Source organism: Curtobacterium sp. VKM Ac-2852 (assembly GCF_013205045.1).
Classification (GTDB): domain Bacteria; phylum Actinomycetota; class Actinomycetes; order Actinomycetales; family Microbacteriaceae; genus Curtobacterium; species Curtobacterium flaccumfaciens.
In genome coordinates this window covers 80,896-96,747 of sequence record NZ_JABMLI010000004.1, presented here as the reverse complement: position 1 = coordinate 96,747, position 15,852 = coordinate 80,896, and the positions used below count along the sequence as shown (strand labels likewise).

Genomic DNA, 15,852 nt, shown 5'->3' with positions numbered 1-15,852 from the left:
CGACCATGGCCACCGTCGAAGCGCGCCCCCGCACCTACGAAGTCCGCACCTACGGGTGCCAGATGAACGTGCACGACTCCGAGCGGTTGAGCGGGTCGTTGCAGGCCGCGGGCTACACCGCGGCGGACGGTGCGCAGGCCGACGTCGTCGTCATCAACACCTGCGCGGTGCGCGAGAACGCGGACAACCGTCTCTACGGCAACCTCGGGCAGCTCGCGGGGATCAAGCGCGAGCACCCCGGCATGCAGATCGCCGTCGGTGGGTGTCTGGCCCAGAAGGACAAGAACGTCATCCTCGAGAAGGCGCCGTGGGTCGACGTCGTCTTCGGCACGCACAACATGGGGTCCCTGCCGACCCTGCTCGAACGCGCACGGCACAACGACGAGGCGCAGATCGAGATCCTCGAGGCACTCGACGTCTTCCCGTCGACGCTGCCCACCAAGCGCGACTCGACGTACAGCGGGTGGGTCTCGATCTCGGTCGGCTGCAACAACACCTGCACGTTCTGCATCGTCCCCTCGCTCCGCGGCAAGGAGAAGGACCGCCGACCCGGTGACGTCCTGGCCGAGATCCAGGCGCTCGTCGACGACGGCGCGATCGAGGTCACGCTGCTCGGGCAGAACGTGAACTCCTACGGGGTCGAGTTCGGCGACCGACAGGCGTTCGGCAAGCTGCTGCGGGCCACCGGCACCATCGAGGGGCTCGAGCGCGTCCGCTTCACGAGCCCGCACCCGGCGGCCTTCACCGACGACGTCATCGACGCGATGGCCGAGACCCCGAACGTGATGCCCCAGCTGCACATGCCGCTGCAGTCGGGTTCCGACCGGGTGCTCAAGGCGATGCGCCGGAGCTACCGCAGCGAGCGGTTCCTCGGCATCCTCGACCGCGTCCGCGCGAAGATCCCGAACGCGGCGATCTCCACCGACATCATCGTCGGGTTCCCCGGTGAGACCGACGCCGACTTCGAGGACACCCTGCGCGTCGTCGAGCAGGCGCGGTTCGCCTCGGCGTTCACGTTCCAGTACTCGATCCGCCCGGGCACGCCGGCGGCGACGATGGACGACCAGCTGCCGAAGCACATCGTGCAGGAGCGCTACGAGCGACTCGTCGCCCTGCAGGAACGCATCACCGCGGAAGAGAACGCGCTGCAGGTCGGCCGGAGTGTCGAGGTGCTCGTCGCCTCCGGTGAGGGCCGCAAGGACGACGCCACCCGCCGGCTCTCCGGTCGCGCGGAGGACTCCCGGCTCGTGCACTTCACCGTGCCCTCCGGGTCCGAGGTCCCGCGCCCTGGCGACGTGGTCACTGTGGACATCACCCGCGCTGCACCGCACTTCCTGCTCGCCGACGACGACGCTCCGCTGCGCATCCGACGCACCCGGGCCGGTGACGCCTGGGACCGCGCGCAGGCCGAGAGCTGCGGCGTGCCCACGCCCGCTGCCGCCGGTGACGGGCCCCGTCCGGTCTCGCTCGGGCTGCCCACGCTCCGTGTCGGGCGCTGACCTGCCGCCCGCCGGTGCCGGTGCCACTGCGGCTGCCACTGCCGACCTGATCGCGGTGGTCGGGGCGACGGGCACCGGGAAGTCCGACCTCGGCATCGCGATCGCGGAGCGGCTGCGCGCTGCCGGACGCCCCGCGGAGATCATCAACGCGGATGCCATGCAGCTGTACCGGGGCATGGACATCGGTACCGCGAAGCTCCCGTTGCCCGAACGGCGCGGCATCCCGCACCACGAGCTCGACGTGCTCGACGTCACCGACGAGGCGAGCGTCGCCGCGTACCAGGTCGCCGCCCGGGCCGACGTCGACCGGATCCAGGCCGACGGTGGCGTGGCCGTCCTCGTCGGCGGCAGCGGCCTCTACGTCTCCGCGGTGCTCTTCGACCTGGCGTTCCCGGGCACCGACCCCGCGCTCCGTGCGCAACTCGAGCGCGAGCACGAGGAGCTCGGCCCGGGCATCCTGCTCGAGCGACTCCGCGCCCTCGACCCGGCGGCCGCCGCGACGATCGACGCACGCAACCCACGGCGGTTGATCCGTGCACTCGAGATCGCGAGCCGATCCGAGGTCGTGACCCCGAGCCTCCCGGCCGCGCCCCGCGCCTGGCGACCGTCCCGGATCCTGCACCTGCGGCGTGACCGCGAGCATCTCGTGTCGGCGCTGCACGGGCGGGCCGCGCGGATGTTCGAGGCCGGACTCGTCGACGAGGTCGCGGCGCTCCGCGAGCAAGGACTCGAGCAGGGCAGGACCGCGCGCGGCGCCATCGGGTACTCGCAAGCGCTCGAGGTGCTCGCCGGCACGTCGACCCGCGAGCAGGCGGTCGAGGCGACCGGCATCGCGACCCGGAAGTACGCCCGGCGGCAGGTGTCGTGGTTCCGCCGGTACGCCGAGGCCGAGACGCTCGACGTCACGGGGGCGGACCGCGGCGACCTGTCGGAACTGGCCCGTAGGATCGTGCCGTGACCGAGCTGCACTTCACCAAGGGCCAGGGGACCGGCAACGACTTCGTCCTGTTCGCCGACCCCGACGCCACCGTCGACCTGACCCCCGAGCGGATCCGCGCCATCGCGGACCGACGCTTCGGCGTGGGCGGCGACGGCGTGATCCGGGCGGTTCGGTCCGAGGCGATCCCCGAGGGGCGTGCGCTCGTGGCCGTCGAGCCCGAGGCCACGTGGTTCATGGACTACCACAACGCCGACGGCACGGTCGCGGAGATGTGTGGCAACGGCATCCGCGTGTTCGCCCGGTACCTGACCGAGTCCGGCCTGGTCGAGCTCGCTCCCGGCGAGACGCTCACCGTGGGCAGCCGCAAGGGGCTGGTCGACATCCAGCGCACCACGAACGGGTTCGCCGCCGACCTCGGCCGCTGGGGCCTGGGGATCGAGGGCGGTGGCTCCGACGACGTGCTCGTCCGGGCCAAGAACCTCGACGGGGCGCGGCCCGGCATCGGCATCGACGTGGGCAACCCGCACGTGGTCGTCGCCGTCGAGACCGAGGACGAACTGGCCGACCTCGACCTGACCTTCCTGCCGGTGCTCGACCCGGCACCGGAGCACGGCGCGAACGTCGAGTTCGTGCTGCCCGGCGACCCCCTCATCAAGGACGGCGTCGGCGAGATCACGATGCGGGTGCACGAGCGGGGGAGCGGTGAGACGCTCTCGTGCGGCACCGGGGCCGTCGCGGCAGCCCTCGCCACCCGTTACTGGGCCGGTGCGGGGGCGCCGGACACCTGGCGCGTGCGAGTGCCGGGCGGGCTGCTGACGGTGCGGATGACGGCGACCGAGGACGGCGAGCACGTGTCGCTGTCCGGTCCCGCCGAACTCGTGTTCTCGGGCGACCTGACGGTCTGACGCCGGGGCTTCGCCCCGGTGCGCGGTGCGCGGGCGCGGTGCGTGGGCGCGCTTCGCCCCGCTGCGCTTCGTGAGCAGAAATGGTCGGGTGCCCAGCGGGGACCCGACCATTTGTGCTCACGATGTGAGCGCTCGCGCTCTACGCTCGCGCTCGCGCGCTACGCGCTGCGGCGCACCCGGATGACGCGGAAGCCCTTGGCCGTCGACTCGCGGGTGACCGCGAACCCCTCACCGAGCGCACCGACGAGCCACTTCTGCAGCGAGTCGCCCCCGAGGTCCTTCGACACGACGAGCCAGGCGTCGCCCCCGACCTCGAGCCGGGGCAGCCACGTCAGCAGGATCTGGTGCAGCTCGTCCTTGCCGACACGGATCGGCGGGTTTGACCAGATCGTGCGGAAGCGCAGGTCGGCCGGCACGTCGTCGGGCAGCGCGATCGTGACGTTCGACGCACCGGCAGCAGCCGCGTTGGCGCGCGCGAGTCCGAGCACTCGCTCGTTGACGTCGACGCCCCACACGTGGGCGTCGGGGGACTGCAGGGCCATGGTGATCGCGATCGGGCCCCAGCCGCAGCCGATGTCGAGCAGGGCACCTTCGGCAGCCGGTGCCGGCACCGAACCGAGCAGGACCTTCGTGCCGCGGTCGACGCCGTCGGGGCTGAAGACCCCCGCCGCGGTCGACAGGGTGAGGGGCTGACCGGCGAGCGTGACGTGCACCTGGCGCGGCCGGAGTTCGCTCTCGGGGGTGGCCGAGAAGTAGTGGTCGTTCGCCATGGATGAACCGTACCGGCAACCGAGTGTGTCGGAGGGCGTCCGGAGGTAGCCTGTGCACAGGATGACGGATACCCATCAGCAGAACCACCAGACCAACGACGACAGCGCAGACGGTGTCGTCGAGAGGGTGTTGCGCAACGCAGACCACCGCGCAGCATCGTCCATCTTCGCACCCGCTCAGGCCATCCAGACGCAGTCGGTCGACGACCGCAGCTGGACCGGCGACGGCGACCAGTACGACCGTGAGGACCGTGCGGCGCTGCGCCGTGTCGCCGGCCTCTCCACCGAACTCGAGGACGTCACCGAGGTCGAGTACCGCCAGCTGCGGCTCGAGCAGGTCGTCCTCATCGGCGTGTACCCCCAGGGCGACGCCTCGGACGCCGAGAACTCCCTCCGCGAGCTCGCGGCACTCGCCGAGACCGCGGGTGCCGTGGTGCTCGACGGGCTCCTCCAGCGTCGGCCGAACCCGGACCCGGCAACCTACCTGGGCAAGGGCAAAGCCCAGGAGCTCGCGATGGTCGTCAAGGCCACCGGCGCCGACACGGTGATCGCCGACACCGAACTCGCACCCTCGCAGCGTCGTGCGCTCGAGGACGTCGTGAAGGTGAAGGTCATCGACCGCACGGCCGTGATCCTCGACATCTTCAGCCAGCACGCGAAGACCCGCGAGGGCAAGGCGCAGGTCGAACTCGCCCAGCTGCAGTACCTGCTGCCGCGACTGCGCGGTTGGGGTGACTCGATGTCCCGGCAGGCCGGTGGCCAGGTCTCCGGAGGTGCTGGCATGGGCTCTCGTGGCCCCGGCGAGACGAAGATGGAGCTCGACCGCCGCAAGATCCACACGCGGATGGCGAAGCTCCGCCGGCAGATCGCCGGGTTCACCCCGGCCCGTGAGGCCAAGCGTGCCGAGCGCAACCGCAACGAGGTGCCGAGCGTCGCGATCGCGGGCTACACCAACGCCGGCAAGTCGTCGCTGTTGAACCGGCTCACGAGCGCGGGTGTGCTCGTGCAGAACCAGCTGTTCGCGACTCTGGACGCCACCGTCCGTCGGACCGAGAGCGCCAAGGGCCGGGAGTTCACGTTCGTCGACACGGTCGGCTTCGTACGCAACCTGCCGCACCAGCTCGTCGAGGCCTTCCGCTCCACCCTCGAAGAGGTCGGCGACGCCGACGTCATCGTGCACGTGGTCGACGGCTCGCACCCCGACCCCGGGGCGCAGCTGTCCACCGTGCGCGAGGTCATCGGCGACGTCGGTGCGGGTGACATCCCGGAGATCGTCGTCTTCAACAAGGCCGACCTGATCGACGACGCGCAGCGTCTGGTGCTCATCGGACTCGTGCCGGACGCGGTGTTCGTGTCGGCGCGCACCGGTGAGGGCATCCCGGAGCTCCTCCGCGTCATCGAGGACCGCCTGCCCGAGCCCGACGTCGACCTGACGATCGTGGTGCCGTACGACCGCGGCGACCTGGTGTCGTCGCTGCACGACACCGGCTCGGTCGAGTCCGTCGACTACGTCGAGGACGGCACGCGCCTGCGGGTGCGCGTCTTCCAGCGGCAGGTCGCCGAGCTCGAGCCCTACGTGGTCACGCCGGTCCCGACGGTCTGACGCTCGGCCCCGGCGGGCGCTGGAGAGCGCTGCCGCGCGGCCTGGAGGCCCGTCACGGGTCCGCCGGACGCCGTCGCGTCACCGAGACGCCCCGAACACACGAAACGCCGCCGGATCCGGCGGCGTTTCGTCGTGCTGGGGGCGTCGTACGAGGGGTTTCGTGCACTGACGACGGCGTCTCGCGCCGGTGCAGCGCGGGTCGCGGGCCGCGGTCAGAGGGAGCGGAGGACCGCGACGACCTTGCCGAGCACGGAGGCGGCGTCGCCGAGGATCGGCTCGAAGGCGGAGTTGCGCGGCAGCAGCCACGTGTGACCGTCGCGCTGGCGGAAGACCTTGACCGTCGCCTCTTCGTCCAGCATGGCCGCGACGATGTCACCGTTCTCGGCGGTCTGCTGCGACCGGACGACGACCCAGTCGCCGTCGCAGATCGCGGCGTCGATCATCGACTCACCGACGACCTTGAGCATGAAGAGCTCGCCGGTGCCGACGAGCTGTCGGGGGAGCGGGATGATCTCGTCGACGTGCTGCTCGGCGGTGATCGGGACACCGGCGGCGATCCGGCCGACGAGTGGCACGAGCGTGGTGGCGTCGATGTCCGGGCCGCCGACGTCGGACGACGGCTCGTCGACCAGGACCTCGAGCGCGCGCGGGCGGTTCGGGTCGCGGCGGATCCAGCCACCGAGCTCGAGCTGGCCGAGCTGGTGGGAGACGCTGGAGAGCGAGGAGAGCCCGGCGGCGTCGCCGATCTCGCGCATGCTCGGCGGGTAGCCCCGTGAGGCGATCGACGCACGGATCGCGTCGAAGATCGCCTGCTGCTTCGGCGTCAGCGGCTTCTGGCCCCGCAGTTCGTCCACCACGTCGTCTCGCTTTCGTCGGTGCCGGTCCTGCCGCGGCGGGAATGTCGGTGGTCCCCGTCAGGCTTGTCCCAGTCGATCGAAACAGTATCCGACCAGCCAGGGCCGGACAAACACCTGTTCGAGCGTGTCGCAAGAAAACCCCGCAGAAATCCCCTCCCAGGACTTGTGCGTCGTCTGATTCGAAACTATGTTCGGTACACGACTTCGGTTCCACCGAACGGGAAGGCAAGAACGACATGAGCACCATCGCCATCGCTGACATCCAGCGCGCCGCGGCGCCCGCCGTGCGTACCCGCCTGCGTCTGACGCGTCGCGGCCGCATCGTCTTCACGACGCTCGCCGCGCTCCCGCTCCTCATCGTCGTCGCGCTCGGCGTACTGAACGGTGGACAGGCCTCCGCAGGTGACGCCACCGCCGGCGGCGCCCGCACTCAGTTCGAGACCGTGACGATCCAGCCGGGCGAGACGCTCTGGCAGCTGGCCGAGCAGACGGCTCCCGACTCGGACCCGCGTGACTTCGTGCAGGACGTCGTGAGCCTCAACGCGCTCGACGGCTCCGCGCTGCAGGCCGGCGAAGAGATCTCCATCCCCACCAAGTACACCGACGGCGAGTAGCCACTCGGGCAGCGCCGTCCAGACGGCTGGTCGTCGCACGGTGACAGCGGCCTACGATGGATCGGTGGCATTCACGCTCGAAGACCTCCCGATCCGAGACGACCTGCGCGGGCAGAGCCCCTACGGCGCCCCGCAGAAGCACGTCCGCGTGCAGCTCAACGTCAACGAGAACACGCATCCCGTTCCGGATGACGTCGCTGCCGACATCGTCGAGTCGATCCGGCAGGCGCTGCTGACGGTCAACCGGTACCCGGACCGCGAGTTCACCGAGCTCCGGCAGTCACTTGCCGACTACCTCGGGCACGACCTGACCGCCGAGCAGCTCTGGGCGGCGAACGGGTCCAACGAGGTGTTGCAGCAGCTCCTCCAGGCGTTCGGTGGGCCCGGTCGCTCGGTGCTCGGGTTCCCGCCCACCTACTCGATGCACTCGATCCTCGCGTCGGGCACCGGCACCACGTGGATCCCGGCCCAGCGGGACGACGAGTTCCGCATCTCGCCCGAGACCGTCGTGGCGGCCATCCGTGCGCACCAGCCGGACATCGTGTTCCTGTGCGGGCCGAACAACCCGACGGGCACCCCGCTCGAGATCGAGACGATCGCGGCCGCCTACGACGCGACCGACGGCATCGTGATGGTGGACGAGGCGTACGCCGAGTTCATGCCGTCCGACGCTCCGAGCGCCCTCACGCTGCTGCCCGGTCGTGAGCGCCTCGTGGTCTCCCGCACGATGAGCAAGGCGTTCGCGTTCGCCGGTGCCCGGGTCGGGTACATGGCCGCGCACCCCGCCGTCGTCGACGCCGTCCGGCTGGTCCGGCTGCCGTACCACCTGTCCGCGCTGACCCAGGCGGCGGCGGTCGCGGCACTCCGGCACGCTCCCGAGATGCTGGCGATGGTCGACGACATCAAGGGGCAGCGCGACCGCATGGTCACCGAGCTCCAGGCCATGGGGTACCGCACCTACGAGACCTGGTCGAACTTCGTCCTGTTCGGTGGTGTCGCCGACCCGAACGCCGCGTTCGAGGCGCTGCTCGAGCGTGACGTCATCGTGCGTGACCTCGGGATCCCGAACCACCTGCGGGTGAGTGCGGGGACCGAGGCCGAGACGACCGCGTTCCTCGACGCCATGCGGCAGGTCGCCGCCGAGCAGCCGCCGGTTAGGGTTGAGGCATGACCGCCCGCACCGCCTCGATCAGCCGTTCGACGAGCGAATCGAGTGTCGAACTCGAGCTCGACCTGGACGGCACCGGGACCTCGTCGATCTCGACCTCCGTCCCGTTCTTCGACCACATGCTGACCGCGTTCAGCAAGCACTCCCTGATCGACCTGCGCGTGCGCTCCACGGGAGACACCGACATCGACGTGCACCACACGGTCGAGGACACCGGCATCGTGCTCGGACAGGCCATCAAGCAGGCCCTCGGCGACCGCTCCGGCATCGGCCGGTACGGCGACGCCCTCGTGCCGCTCGACGAAGCGCTGGCCCAGGCCGTCGTCGACGTCTCCGGGCGCCCGTTCCTGGTGCACTCCGGCGAACCCGCGGGCTTCGAGTTCCACCGCATCGGTGGCCACTTCACCGGCTCGATGGTCCGCCACGTGTTCGAGGCCATCACGTTCAACGCCGGCATCACCGTCCACGTCCGCGTGCTCGAGGGCCGCGACCCCCACCACATCGCCGAAGCCGAGTTCAAGGCGTTCGCCCGAGCCATGCGCAAGGCGGTCGAACTGGACCCGCGCGTCGACGGCATCCCCTCGACGAAGGGCGCCCTGTGACCGCCGCCAAGCCGAACGTCGTCGTCCTCGACTACGGGTCGGGCAACGTCCACTCCGCCGCCAAGGCGCTCGAGCGCGCCGGGGCCGAGGTCACCCTGACCTCCGACAAGCAGGCTGCGCTCAAGGCAGACGGCCTGCTCGTCCCCGGTGTCGGGGCGTTCGCCGCCGTGATCGACCAGCTCGAGGGCGTGCAGGGTGGTGAGATCGTCGACCACCGTCTGGCCGGCGGGCGACCCGTGCTCGGCATCTGCGTCGGCATGCAGGTCCTGTTCTCGCGGGGCATCGAGCGTGGTGCCGACGTCGAAGGGCTCGGCCAGTGGCCCGGCACCGTGCAGGAGATCCAGGCCGAGGTGCTGCCGCACATGGGCTGGAACACCGTGCAGGCCCCCGAGGACTCCGTGCTGTTCGACGGGCTGCACGACGAGCGTTTCTACTTCGTGCACTCCTACGGCGTGACCGACTTCCCCCTCGAGGCCTACGGGCCGTTCCGTGCGCCCCGTCTGACCTGGGCGGAGCACGGGCAGCCGTTCATCGCCGCGGTCGAGAACGGGCCGCTCACCGCCACGCAGTTCCACCCCGAGAAGTCCGGCGAGCCGGGCATCCGCCTGCTCTCCAACTGGGTGCGTTCGCTCTGAACCCGGCCGGCGCCGGGCGCGACGGCCGTGCCGGACGCGCACCGGGCCTCCCGGCCGTCCGCAGCCCCTTCTCCACCCGCAACGAAACCGACAGGACCATGACCGACCTCACCGACACCCCGCCCCTCGTCCTGCTGCCGGCTGTCGACGTCGTCGACGGGCAGGCCGTGCGACTCACCCAGGGCGAGGCGGGGAGCGAGACGGGCTACGGCGACCCCGTCGCCGCTGCCCGCACCTGGCGTGACCAGGGCGCCGAGTGGATCCACCTCGTCGACCTCGACGCCGCGTTCGGCCGTGGCGACAACCGCCGGGTGATCGCGCACGCCGTCCGCGAGGTCGAGGGCGTCTCCGTCGAGCTGTCCGGTGGCATCCGCGACGACGCCTCGCTCGAAGCGGCACTGGCGACCGGTGCGGCGCGCGTGAACCTCGGCACCGCGGCGCTCGAGAACCCGGACTGGGCCGCCCGTGTGATCGGTGAGTACGGCGAGCAGATCGCCGTCGGGCTGGACGTCCGCGGCACCACGCTGTCGAGCCGTGGGTGGACCGAGGACGCCGGTGACCTGTGGGAGGTGCTCGACCGGCTGGAAGCCGCCGGGTGCGCCCGCTACGTGGTGACCGACGTCACCAAGGACGGCACGCTGCAGGGGCCGAACGTCGAACTGCTCCGCCAGGTGTGCGACCGGACCGACCAGCCCGTGGTGGCCTCGGGCGGGATCTCCACGCTCGACGACCTCCGTGCGCTCCGCGAACTCGTGCCGTACGGGCTCGAGGGCGCGATCATCGGCAAGGCGCTGTACTCCGGGGCGTTCACGCTGCCGGCCGCACTCGACATCGCCTCCGAGTAACGCCGTGGCGGGCATCTCGAACGGCCGTGGCACGGGGCCCGACGCCGACGACGCGCACACCCCCGGCGGGGCGGCGGACTCGGCGGGCTTCTCGTGGGAAGGCCGCACGTTCGACCACCACGACACCGCGTTCGCCGAGGACGACGGACTCGCCGACCCCGCGGTGGTCGCCGCGATCGGCGCGCTCGCCGGCGGTGCCTCCCAGGCAGCGGTCGTCGAGGCGCTCCGCACCGCCCGCCTGCTCATCCCACTCATCGCCGAGGCCGGCGACGTGGGGGAGACCGACGAGGGCAAGCTCGTCGACAAGACCCAGGAACTCTCGATCGTCACGGTCGCCGGTCCGGACGGTCGCAGCGTCATGCCGGCGTTCACCTCGGTCGACGCCATGCACGCGTGGGACCCGGACGCGCGCCCGGTGCCGGTGGAGTCTCGCCGCGTGGCGATGGCCGCGGCGAGCGAGGACACCCAGCTCGTCGTGCTCGACCCGAAGTCGCCGACCGAGTTCGTGCTGCGTCGTCCGGCGGTGTGGGCGCTCGGGCAGGACCTGCCGTGGGCCCCGTGCTTCGAGGACCCCGAGGTGGCCCGCGCCTTCGCCGCCTCGGTCGAGGGTGAGTCGAGCGTCGCCCGTGTCGAACTCGCGCCGGGCGACCCGGTCGGCCGGTTCGCCGGGCCGGAGCTGACGGTGGGCCTGGCACTGCACCCGGGGCTCGACCGAGAGCAGGTCGGCGAGCTCGTCGGTCGGCTGCAGCAGCGGTGGTCGACGGACCCCGTGATCGCCGAGCGGGTCGACAGCATGCGCGTCGCCCTGCGCGCTGCCTGACGAGCAGCAGCAACAGCGCAGCAGCAGCGCCCGTGGCCGGGCTGCCAGCCAGCAGCGCAGCGCTCGCGCGGCGGTGCGACCCGGCCCAGCCCGAGGTCGCCGGTACGATGACGGGGTGAGCCCGAACCCGACGACCAACCCCACCGGCGCGACCACCCACGGTCCGACGGGGCGTCCCGTCCGGGACTTCCCCGTGCCCGAGGAGCTCGACAGCACCGGACCCGCCCGCATCATCGCGCTCTGCAACCAGAAGGGCGGCGTGGGCAAGACCACGACGGCCATCAACCTGGGCGCCGCGCTCGCCGAGTACGGCCGCAAGGTCCTGGCCGTCGACTTCGACCCGCAGGGCGCGCTGTCCGCCGGCCTCGGGGTCCGGACGCACGACATCCACACCGTGTACGACCTGCTCATGGGCGCCGTGAAGGACCCGAACCAGGTCATCCAGCCGACGAACACCCCCGGCCTCGACGTCATCCCGGCGAACATCGACCTGTCCGCGGCCGAGGTGCACCTGGTCAACGAGGTCGCCCGCGAGCAGATCCTGGCGAGCGTGCTGCGCAAGGTCGCGAACGACTACGACGTGATCCTGGTCGACTGCCAGCCGTCGCTCGGCCTGCTCACCGTGAACGCCCTGACCGCGGCGCACGGCGTGCTCATCCCGCTCGAGTGCGAGTTCTTCGCGCTCCGCGGTGTCGCCCTGCTCATCGAGACGATCGACAAGGTGCGCGACCGCCTCAACCCGGCGCTCAAGCTCGACGGCATCCTGGCGACCATGTACGACTCGCGCACGCTGCACTCCCGCGAGGTCATGGAGCGGGTCGTCGACACCTTCGACGACCGCGTGCTCGACACCGTCATCGGCCGCACCGTGAAGTTCCCGGACGCCACGGTGTCCGCACGCCCGATCACGCAGACCGCGCCGGACCACCCTGCCGCCCACGCCTACCGGCAGCTCGCACGAGAGCTCGTCCAGCGTGGCGCCGTCGCCTGACGCGGGGTTCCGGGTCCGGCTCGCCAACTTCGACGGGCCGTTCGACCTCCTGCTGTCGCTCATCACTAAGCACGAGCTCGACATCACCGAGGTGTCGCTCGGTGCCGTGACGGGGGAGTTCATCCAGTACGTCCGGCAGGCCGAGTCCGCCGACGAGCTCGACGAGGCCAGCGAGTTCCTGGTCGTCGCGGCGACCCTGCTCGACCTGAAGATCGTCGGGCTGCTGCCCCAGGGTGAGCTCGTGGACGCCGAGGACGTCGCCCTGCTCGAGGCCCGCGACCTGCTGTTCGCCCGACTGCTGCAGTACCGGGCGTTCAAGCAGGCCGCCGACTGGTTCGGGGAGCGCTGGGGTGTCGAGTCGCGCCGGCACGTCCGCAGCGTCCGGCTCGAGGAGCGGTTCCGTGCGCGGACGCCGGAGCTCGTCTGGACCCTGTCGGTGCAGGACTTCGCAGCACTGGCCGCGCTGGCCTTCGCTCCGCGGGAGATCCCGACCGTCGGCCTCGACCACCTGCACGCCCCGCTCATCAGCATCCGCGAACAGGCCGCGATCGTCGTCTCGATCCTCCGCACCCGCGATGGTGAGGGCGTCTCGTTCCGTGAACTGGTCGCGGGCGTCGACCAGACGGGTATCGTGGTGGCTCGCTTCCTCGCGATCCTCGAGCTGTACCGGAACGCGTCGATCTCGTTCGAGCAGCTCGAGCCGCTCGGGGAGCTGACACTGCGGTGGACCGCCGAGGACTGGTCCGACGAGAGCCTCGCGAACCTGGGAGCCGACTATGACGGATGACGTGCACGACACGTCCAGCGCCGAACCCGGCGGCGCCGACGAGATGGCCGACGCCCGTGCGATCGAGCACGAGATCCACGAGCGCGCCGCATCGCAGGCCCACCCGACCATCCCCATCGACCGCCAGCTCGAGGCCATCCTGATGATCGCCGACCAGCCGCAGTCGCTCGTCGCCCTCGGCGCTGCCGTCGGGTCGCCTGTCCCCGCCGTCCGCCAGGCGATCGACCGCCTGGTCGCAGACTTCGACGGCGTCGACGGCACGATCCGCCGTGGGTTCGAACTGCGCGAGGTCGGTGGCGGCTGGCGCTTCTACGTCCGCGCCGACCTGGACCCCGTGGTCGAGCAGTTCGTCGAGGCCGAGCGTCCCTCGCGGCTGTCGCAGGCCGCGCTCGAGACCCTCGCGGTCGTCGCATACAAGCAGCCGATCACCCGCTCGCAGATCGCTGCGATCCGTGCCGTCAACGTCGACGGCGTCGTCCGAACCCTGGTGGCACGCGGCCTCATCGAGGAGTCGTTCACCGACGCCGAGACCGGCGCCATCAACTACGTCACGTCCGACCTGCTCCTGCAGCAGCTCGGCATCAACTCGCTCGACGAGCTGCCGCTCATCTCGCCCCTCCTGGACGACGGTGCGGACGGCTTCGAGCAGAACGAAGGGATCCCCGATGGCAGGGTTTGACGACCGGGGGCGCGGCGCGCCCCGAGACCGAGACGACCGCAACGGACGCTCAGGAGGCCCGGATCGCTCCGGCCGCCCGGCCGGCGGACGCGGCGGGGCCGGTTCCAGTGCCGGTGGCCGCTCCGGCGGGTACGGCCGCGACGACCGCGGGGGCGCACGCCCGCCGCGTGACGACGACCGCCGTGGCGGGTACCCGTCGCGTGATGACCGTGGCGGCGACCGCGGCGGGTACCGCGGGGCCTCGGCTCCGCGTGACGACCGTGGTGGCTACCGGGGTCGCGACGACCGTTCCGGTGGTGGAGACCGTGGTGGCTACCGCGGCAACTCCGCTCCGCGTGACGACCGTGGTGGCTACCGGGGCCGTGACGACCGTGGGGCTTCCGCGCCGCGCGACGACCGCGGTGGCGACCGTGGTGGCTACCGCGGCAACTCGGCTCCGCGTGACGACCGTGGTGGGTACCGCGGTCGCGACGACCGATCCGGTGGTGGCGACCGTGGTGGCTACCGCGGGACCTCCGCTCCGCGTGACGACCGCGGTGGGTACCGCGGCCGTGACGACCGTGGGGCTTCGGCTCCGCGTGACGACCGTGGTGGCTACAGGGGCTCGACTCCGCGTGACGACCGTGGTGGCTACCGGGGCTCGGCTCCGCGTGACGACCGTGGTGGGTACCGGGGTCGCGACGACCGCGGGAGCTCCGCACCGCGCGACGACCGTGGTGGGTACCGCGGCCGTGACGACCGTGGTGCTTCGGCTCCGCGCGACGACCGTGGCGGCTACCGGGGTCGCGACGACCGATCCGGTGGCGGTGACCGTGGTGGCTACCGCGGGACCTCCGCTCCGCGCGATGACCGTGGTGGGTACCGCGGCCGTGACGACCGCAGCTCCGCCCCGCGGGATGACCGTGGTGGGTACCGCGGCCGGGATGACCGCAGCTCCGCCCCGCGGGATGACCGTGGTGGGTACCGCGGCCGTGACGACCGCGGTGCTTCGGCCCCGCGCGATGACCGTGGTGGGTACCGCGGCCGCGACGACCGTGGCAGCTCCGCGCCGCGTGATGACCGCCGCACCCCGGACGGCCAGCAGAGCCGCGTCTGGCACAACGGCCGCCGCTACGTCGGCGGCACCACGAGTGTCCGCAACAGCGACCGCACCACCCCGAAGCCGAGCGGGCAGCGCGACGACCGGGGCAACCCGGCCGAGGGCACGCCCGAACGGCCGATCATCGAGGACTGGGACGCGGCGGACGGAACGGCTCCTGCCGGGGCCGGGCCGGGCCTCCAGGCAGAGGGTGAGCGCCTGCAGAAGGTGATCGCCGCTGCCGGCGTGGCATCCCGCCGGGTCGCGGAGAACCTGATCGTCGAGGGCCGCGTGACGGTCAACGGCGAGGTCGTGGACGCCCTCGGGCGTCGCGTCGACCCCGAGAAGGACGCGATCAGCGTCGACGGCGTGCCCGTGCAGATCGACTCCTCGCGGCGCTACATCGTGCTGAACAAGCCGACCGGCGTCGTCTCGAGCCTGCAGGACGAGCGCGGTCGCCGCGACCTGACCGAGTTCGTGGACCGCTACGAGGAGCGCCTGTTCAACGTCGGCCGACTCGACACCGAGACGTCCGGGTTGCTCGTCCTGACGAACGACGGCGACCTGGCACACGTGCTGGCGCACCCGTCGTTCGGCGTGCAGAAGACGTACATCGCGAAGGTCCACGGCAACGTGAACCCCGCCGTGGTGCAGCGCCTGACCGAGGGCGTCGAGCTCGAGGACGGTCCGATCAAGGCCGACAAGGTGCGGTTGCTCGAGTCCTCGCGGGGTGAGTCGCTCGTCGAGATCACGCTGCACTCCGGCCGCAACCGCATCGTCCGTCGCATGCTCGAGGCCGTCGACCACCCGGTCCTCGAACTCGTCCGCCGGTCGTTCGGACCGCTGCACCTTGGCAGCCTGCCGCCGGGCAAGATGCGCGAGCTCGGCACGGTCGAGGTGGGCAAGCTGCTCAGCACCGTCCGTGACGCGAAGCCGTCCGCTCGTGACGACCGCGACGTCGCCCTCGACCAGGACGACGACGAGTACGAGGACGAGTCGGCGGACTGACCGAACCCGACGCTCGGGCATCGACCGATGCCCGAGCCTCGATCGGTAGGC

General features: G+C 71.4%; 16 protein-coding genes. 14 read left to right on the top strand and 2 right to left on the bottom strand.

The window, feature by feature from the left end:
- Positions 1–5 precede the first annotated feature (5 nt).
- From miaB to dapF, 3 genes are read left to right on the top strand one after another with little or no spacing between them, the layout of a single operon-like run.
- Positions 6–1,499 carry a tRNA (N6-isopentenyl adenosine(37)-C2)-methylthiotransferase MiaB gene (gene miaB / locus HQQ79_RS15510; RefSeq protein WP_173035503.1) on the top strand — a complete coding sequence of 498 codons (1,494 nt, stop codon included), beginning with the start codon at positions 6–8 and terminating at the stop codon, positions 1,497–1,499.
- Positions 1,486–2,457, top strand: coding sequence for a tRNA (adenosine(37)-N6)-dimethylallyltransferase MiaA (gene miaA, locus HQQ79_RS15505; RefSeq protein ID WP_367948113.1), 972 nt, complete (start codon positions 1,486–1,488; stop codon positions 2,455–2,457). Before miaB ends, miaA begins: the two co-directional genes overlap by 14 nt.
- The gene (dapF, locus tag HQQ79_RS15500; RefSeq protein ID WP_173035501.1) at positions 2,454–3,344 is read left to right on the top strand and encodes a diaminopimelate epimerase; all 891 of its coding nucleotides are present in this window, start codon (positions 2,454–2,456) and stop codon (positions 3,342–3,344) included. Before miaA ends, dapF begins: the two co-directional genes overlap by 4 nt.
- A gap of 158 nt (positions 3,345–3,502) precedes the next feature.
- On the opposite strand, the gene HQQ79_RS15495 is transcribed toward dapF, so the two are convergent.
- Complete coding sequence (locus HQQ79_RS15495) at positions 3,503–4,114, bottom strand: class I SAM-dependent methyltransferase (protein WP_173035499.1); 612 nt, start codon at positions 4,112–4,114, stop codon at positions 3,503–3,505.
- Positions 4,115–4,175: 61 nt separating this feature from the next.
- Here HQQ79_RS15495 and hflX point away from each other — a divergent pair, with 61 nt between their 5' ends.
- Positions 4,176–5,717 (top strand): GTPase HflX, encoded by a 1,542-nt coding sequence (gene hflX / locus HQQ79_RS15490; RefSeq protein ID WP_173035496.1) that lies wholly within the window; start codon positions 4,176–4,178, stop codon positions 5,715–5,717.
- A 212-nt stretch (positions 5,718–5,929) separates the two neighbouring features.
- On the opposite strand, the gene lexA is transcribed toward hflX, so the two are convergent.
- Positions 5,930–6,574, bottom strand: a complete 645-nt coding sequence (gene lexA / locus HQQ79_RS15485) for a transcriptional repressor LexA (RefSeq protein ID WP_027464773.1) — start codon at positions 6,572–6,574, stop codon at positions 5,930–5,932.
- 236 nt (positions 6,575–6,810) lie between these two features.
- Between lexA and HQQ79_RS15480 the strand changes: the two genes are divergently transcribed.
- The 10 genes from HQQ79_RS15480 to HQQ79_RS18755 all read left to right on the top strand — a co-directional run bounded on the left by HQQ79_RS15480 (position 6,811) and on the right by HQQ79_RS18755 (position 15,801).
- On the top strand, positions 6,811–7,188 hold the full coding sequence (locus HQQ79_RS15480; protein ID WP_173035494.1) for a LysM peptidoglycan-binding domain-containing protein: 378 nt from the start codon (positions 6,811–6,813) through the stop codon (positions 7,186–7,188).
- Between the two features lie 64 nt (positions 7,189–7,252).
- The gene (locus HQQ79_RS15475; protein ID WP_173035492.1) at positions 7,253–8,359 is read left to right on the top strand and encodes a histidinol-phosphate transaminase; all 1,107 of its coding nucleotides are present in this window, start codon (positions 7,253–7,255) and stop codon (positions 8,357–8,359) included.
- Positions 8,356–8,958, top strand: a complete 603-nt coding sequence (gene hisB / locus HQQ79_RS15470; protein ID WP_027464776.1) for an imidazoleglycerol-phosphate dehydratase HisB — start codon at positions 8,356–8,358, stop codon at positions 8,956–8,958. The genes HQQ79_RS15475 and hisB overlap by 4 nt, the downstream gene beginning before the upstream one ends.
- On the top strand, positions 8,955–9,593 hold the full coding sequence (gene hisH / locus HQQ79_RS15465) for an imidazole glycerol phosphate synthase subunit HisH (protein WP_071405609.1): 639 nt from the start codon (positions 8,955–8,957) through the stop codon (positions 9,591–9,593). Before hisB ends, hisH begins: the two co-directional genes overlap by 4 nt.
- Positions 9,594–9,691: 98 nt before the next feature.
- Positions 9,692–10,438: a bifunctional 1-(5-phosphoribosyl)-5-((5-phosphoribosylamino)methylideneamino)imidazole-4-carboxamide isomerase/phosphoribosylanthranilate isomerase PriA gene (priA, locus tag HQQ79_RS15460; protein ID WP_017885902.1), complete on the top strand. Its 747-nt coding sequence runs from the start codon at positions 9,692–9,694 to the stop codon at positions 10,436–10,438.
- A 4-nt stretch (positions 10,439–10,442) separates the two neighbouring features.
- On the top strand, positions 10,443–11,258 hold the full coding sequence (locus HQQ79_RS15455; RefSeq protein ID WP_173035489.1) for an SseB family protein: 816 nt from the start codon (positions 10,443–10,445) through the stop codon (positions 11,256–11,258).
- Positions 11,259–11,373: 115 nt separating this feature from the next.
- Positions 11,374–12,249, top strand: coding sequence for a ParA family protein (locus HQQ79_RS15450; protein WP_017885900.1), 876 nt, complete (start codon positions 11,374–11,376; stop codon positions 12,247–12,249).
- On the top strand, positions 12,233–13,036 hold the full coding sequence (locus HQQ79_RS15445; RefSeq protein WP_171907825.1) for a ScpA family protein: 804 nt from the start codon (positions 12,233–12,235) through the stop codon (positions 13,034–13,036). Before HQQ79_RS15450 ends, HQQ79_RS15445 begins: the two co-directional genes overlap by 17 nt.
- A complete protein-coding gene (scpB, locus tag HQQ79_RS15440) occupies positions 13,026–13,715 on the top strand; it encodes an SMC-Scp complex subunit ScpB (protein WP_216852634.1) in 690 nt (229 codons plus the stop codon). Before HQQ79_RS15445 ends, scpB begins: the two co-directional genes overlap by 11 nt.
- Before the next feature lie 1,297 nt (positions 13,716–15,012).
- The gene (locus HQQ79_RS18755) at positions 15,013–15,801 is read left to right on the top strand and encodes a pseudouridine synthase (protein ID WP_231495626.1); all 789 of its coding nucleotides are present in this window, start codon (positions 15,013–15,015) and stop codon (positions 15,799–15,801) included.
- The last annotated feature ends 51 nt before the right edge of the window (positions 15,802–15,852 follow it).

Excerpts from the sequence above, each read along its gene's own strand:
- HQQ79_RS15495 (WP_173035499.1), bottom strand. The coding sequence starts at position 4,114 with ATGGCGAACGACCACTACTTCTCGGCCACCCCCGAGAGCGAACTCCGG.
- miaB (WP_173035503.1), top strand. The coding sequence starts at position 6 with ATGGCCACCGTCGAAGCGCGCCCCCGCACCTACGAAGTCCGCACCTAC.
- priA (WP_017885902.1), top strand. The coding sequence starts at position 9,692 with ATGACCGACCTCACCGACACCCCGCCCCTCGTCCTGCTGCCGGCTGTC.
- HQQ79_RS15480 (WP_173035494.1), top strand. The coding sequence starts at position 6,811 with ATGAGCACCATCGCCATCGCTGACATCCAGCGCGCCGCGGCGCCCGCC.
- scpB (WP_216852634.1), top strand. The coding sequence starts at position 13,026 with ATGACGGATGACGTGCACGACACGTCCAGCGCCGAACCCGGCGGCGCC.
- hflX (WP_173035496.1), top strand. The coding sequence starts at position 4,176 with ATGACGGATACCCATCAGCAGAACCACCAGACCAACGACGACAGCGCA.
- hisB (WP_027464776.1), top strand. The coding sequence starts at position 8,356 with ATGACCGCCCGCACCGCCTCGATCAGCCGTTCGACGAGCGAATCGAGT.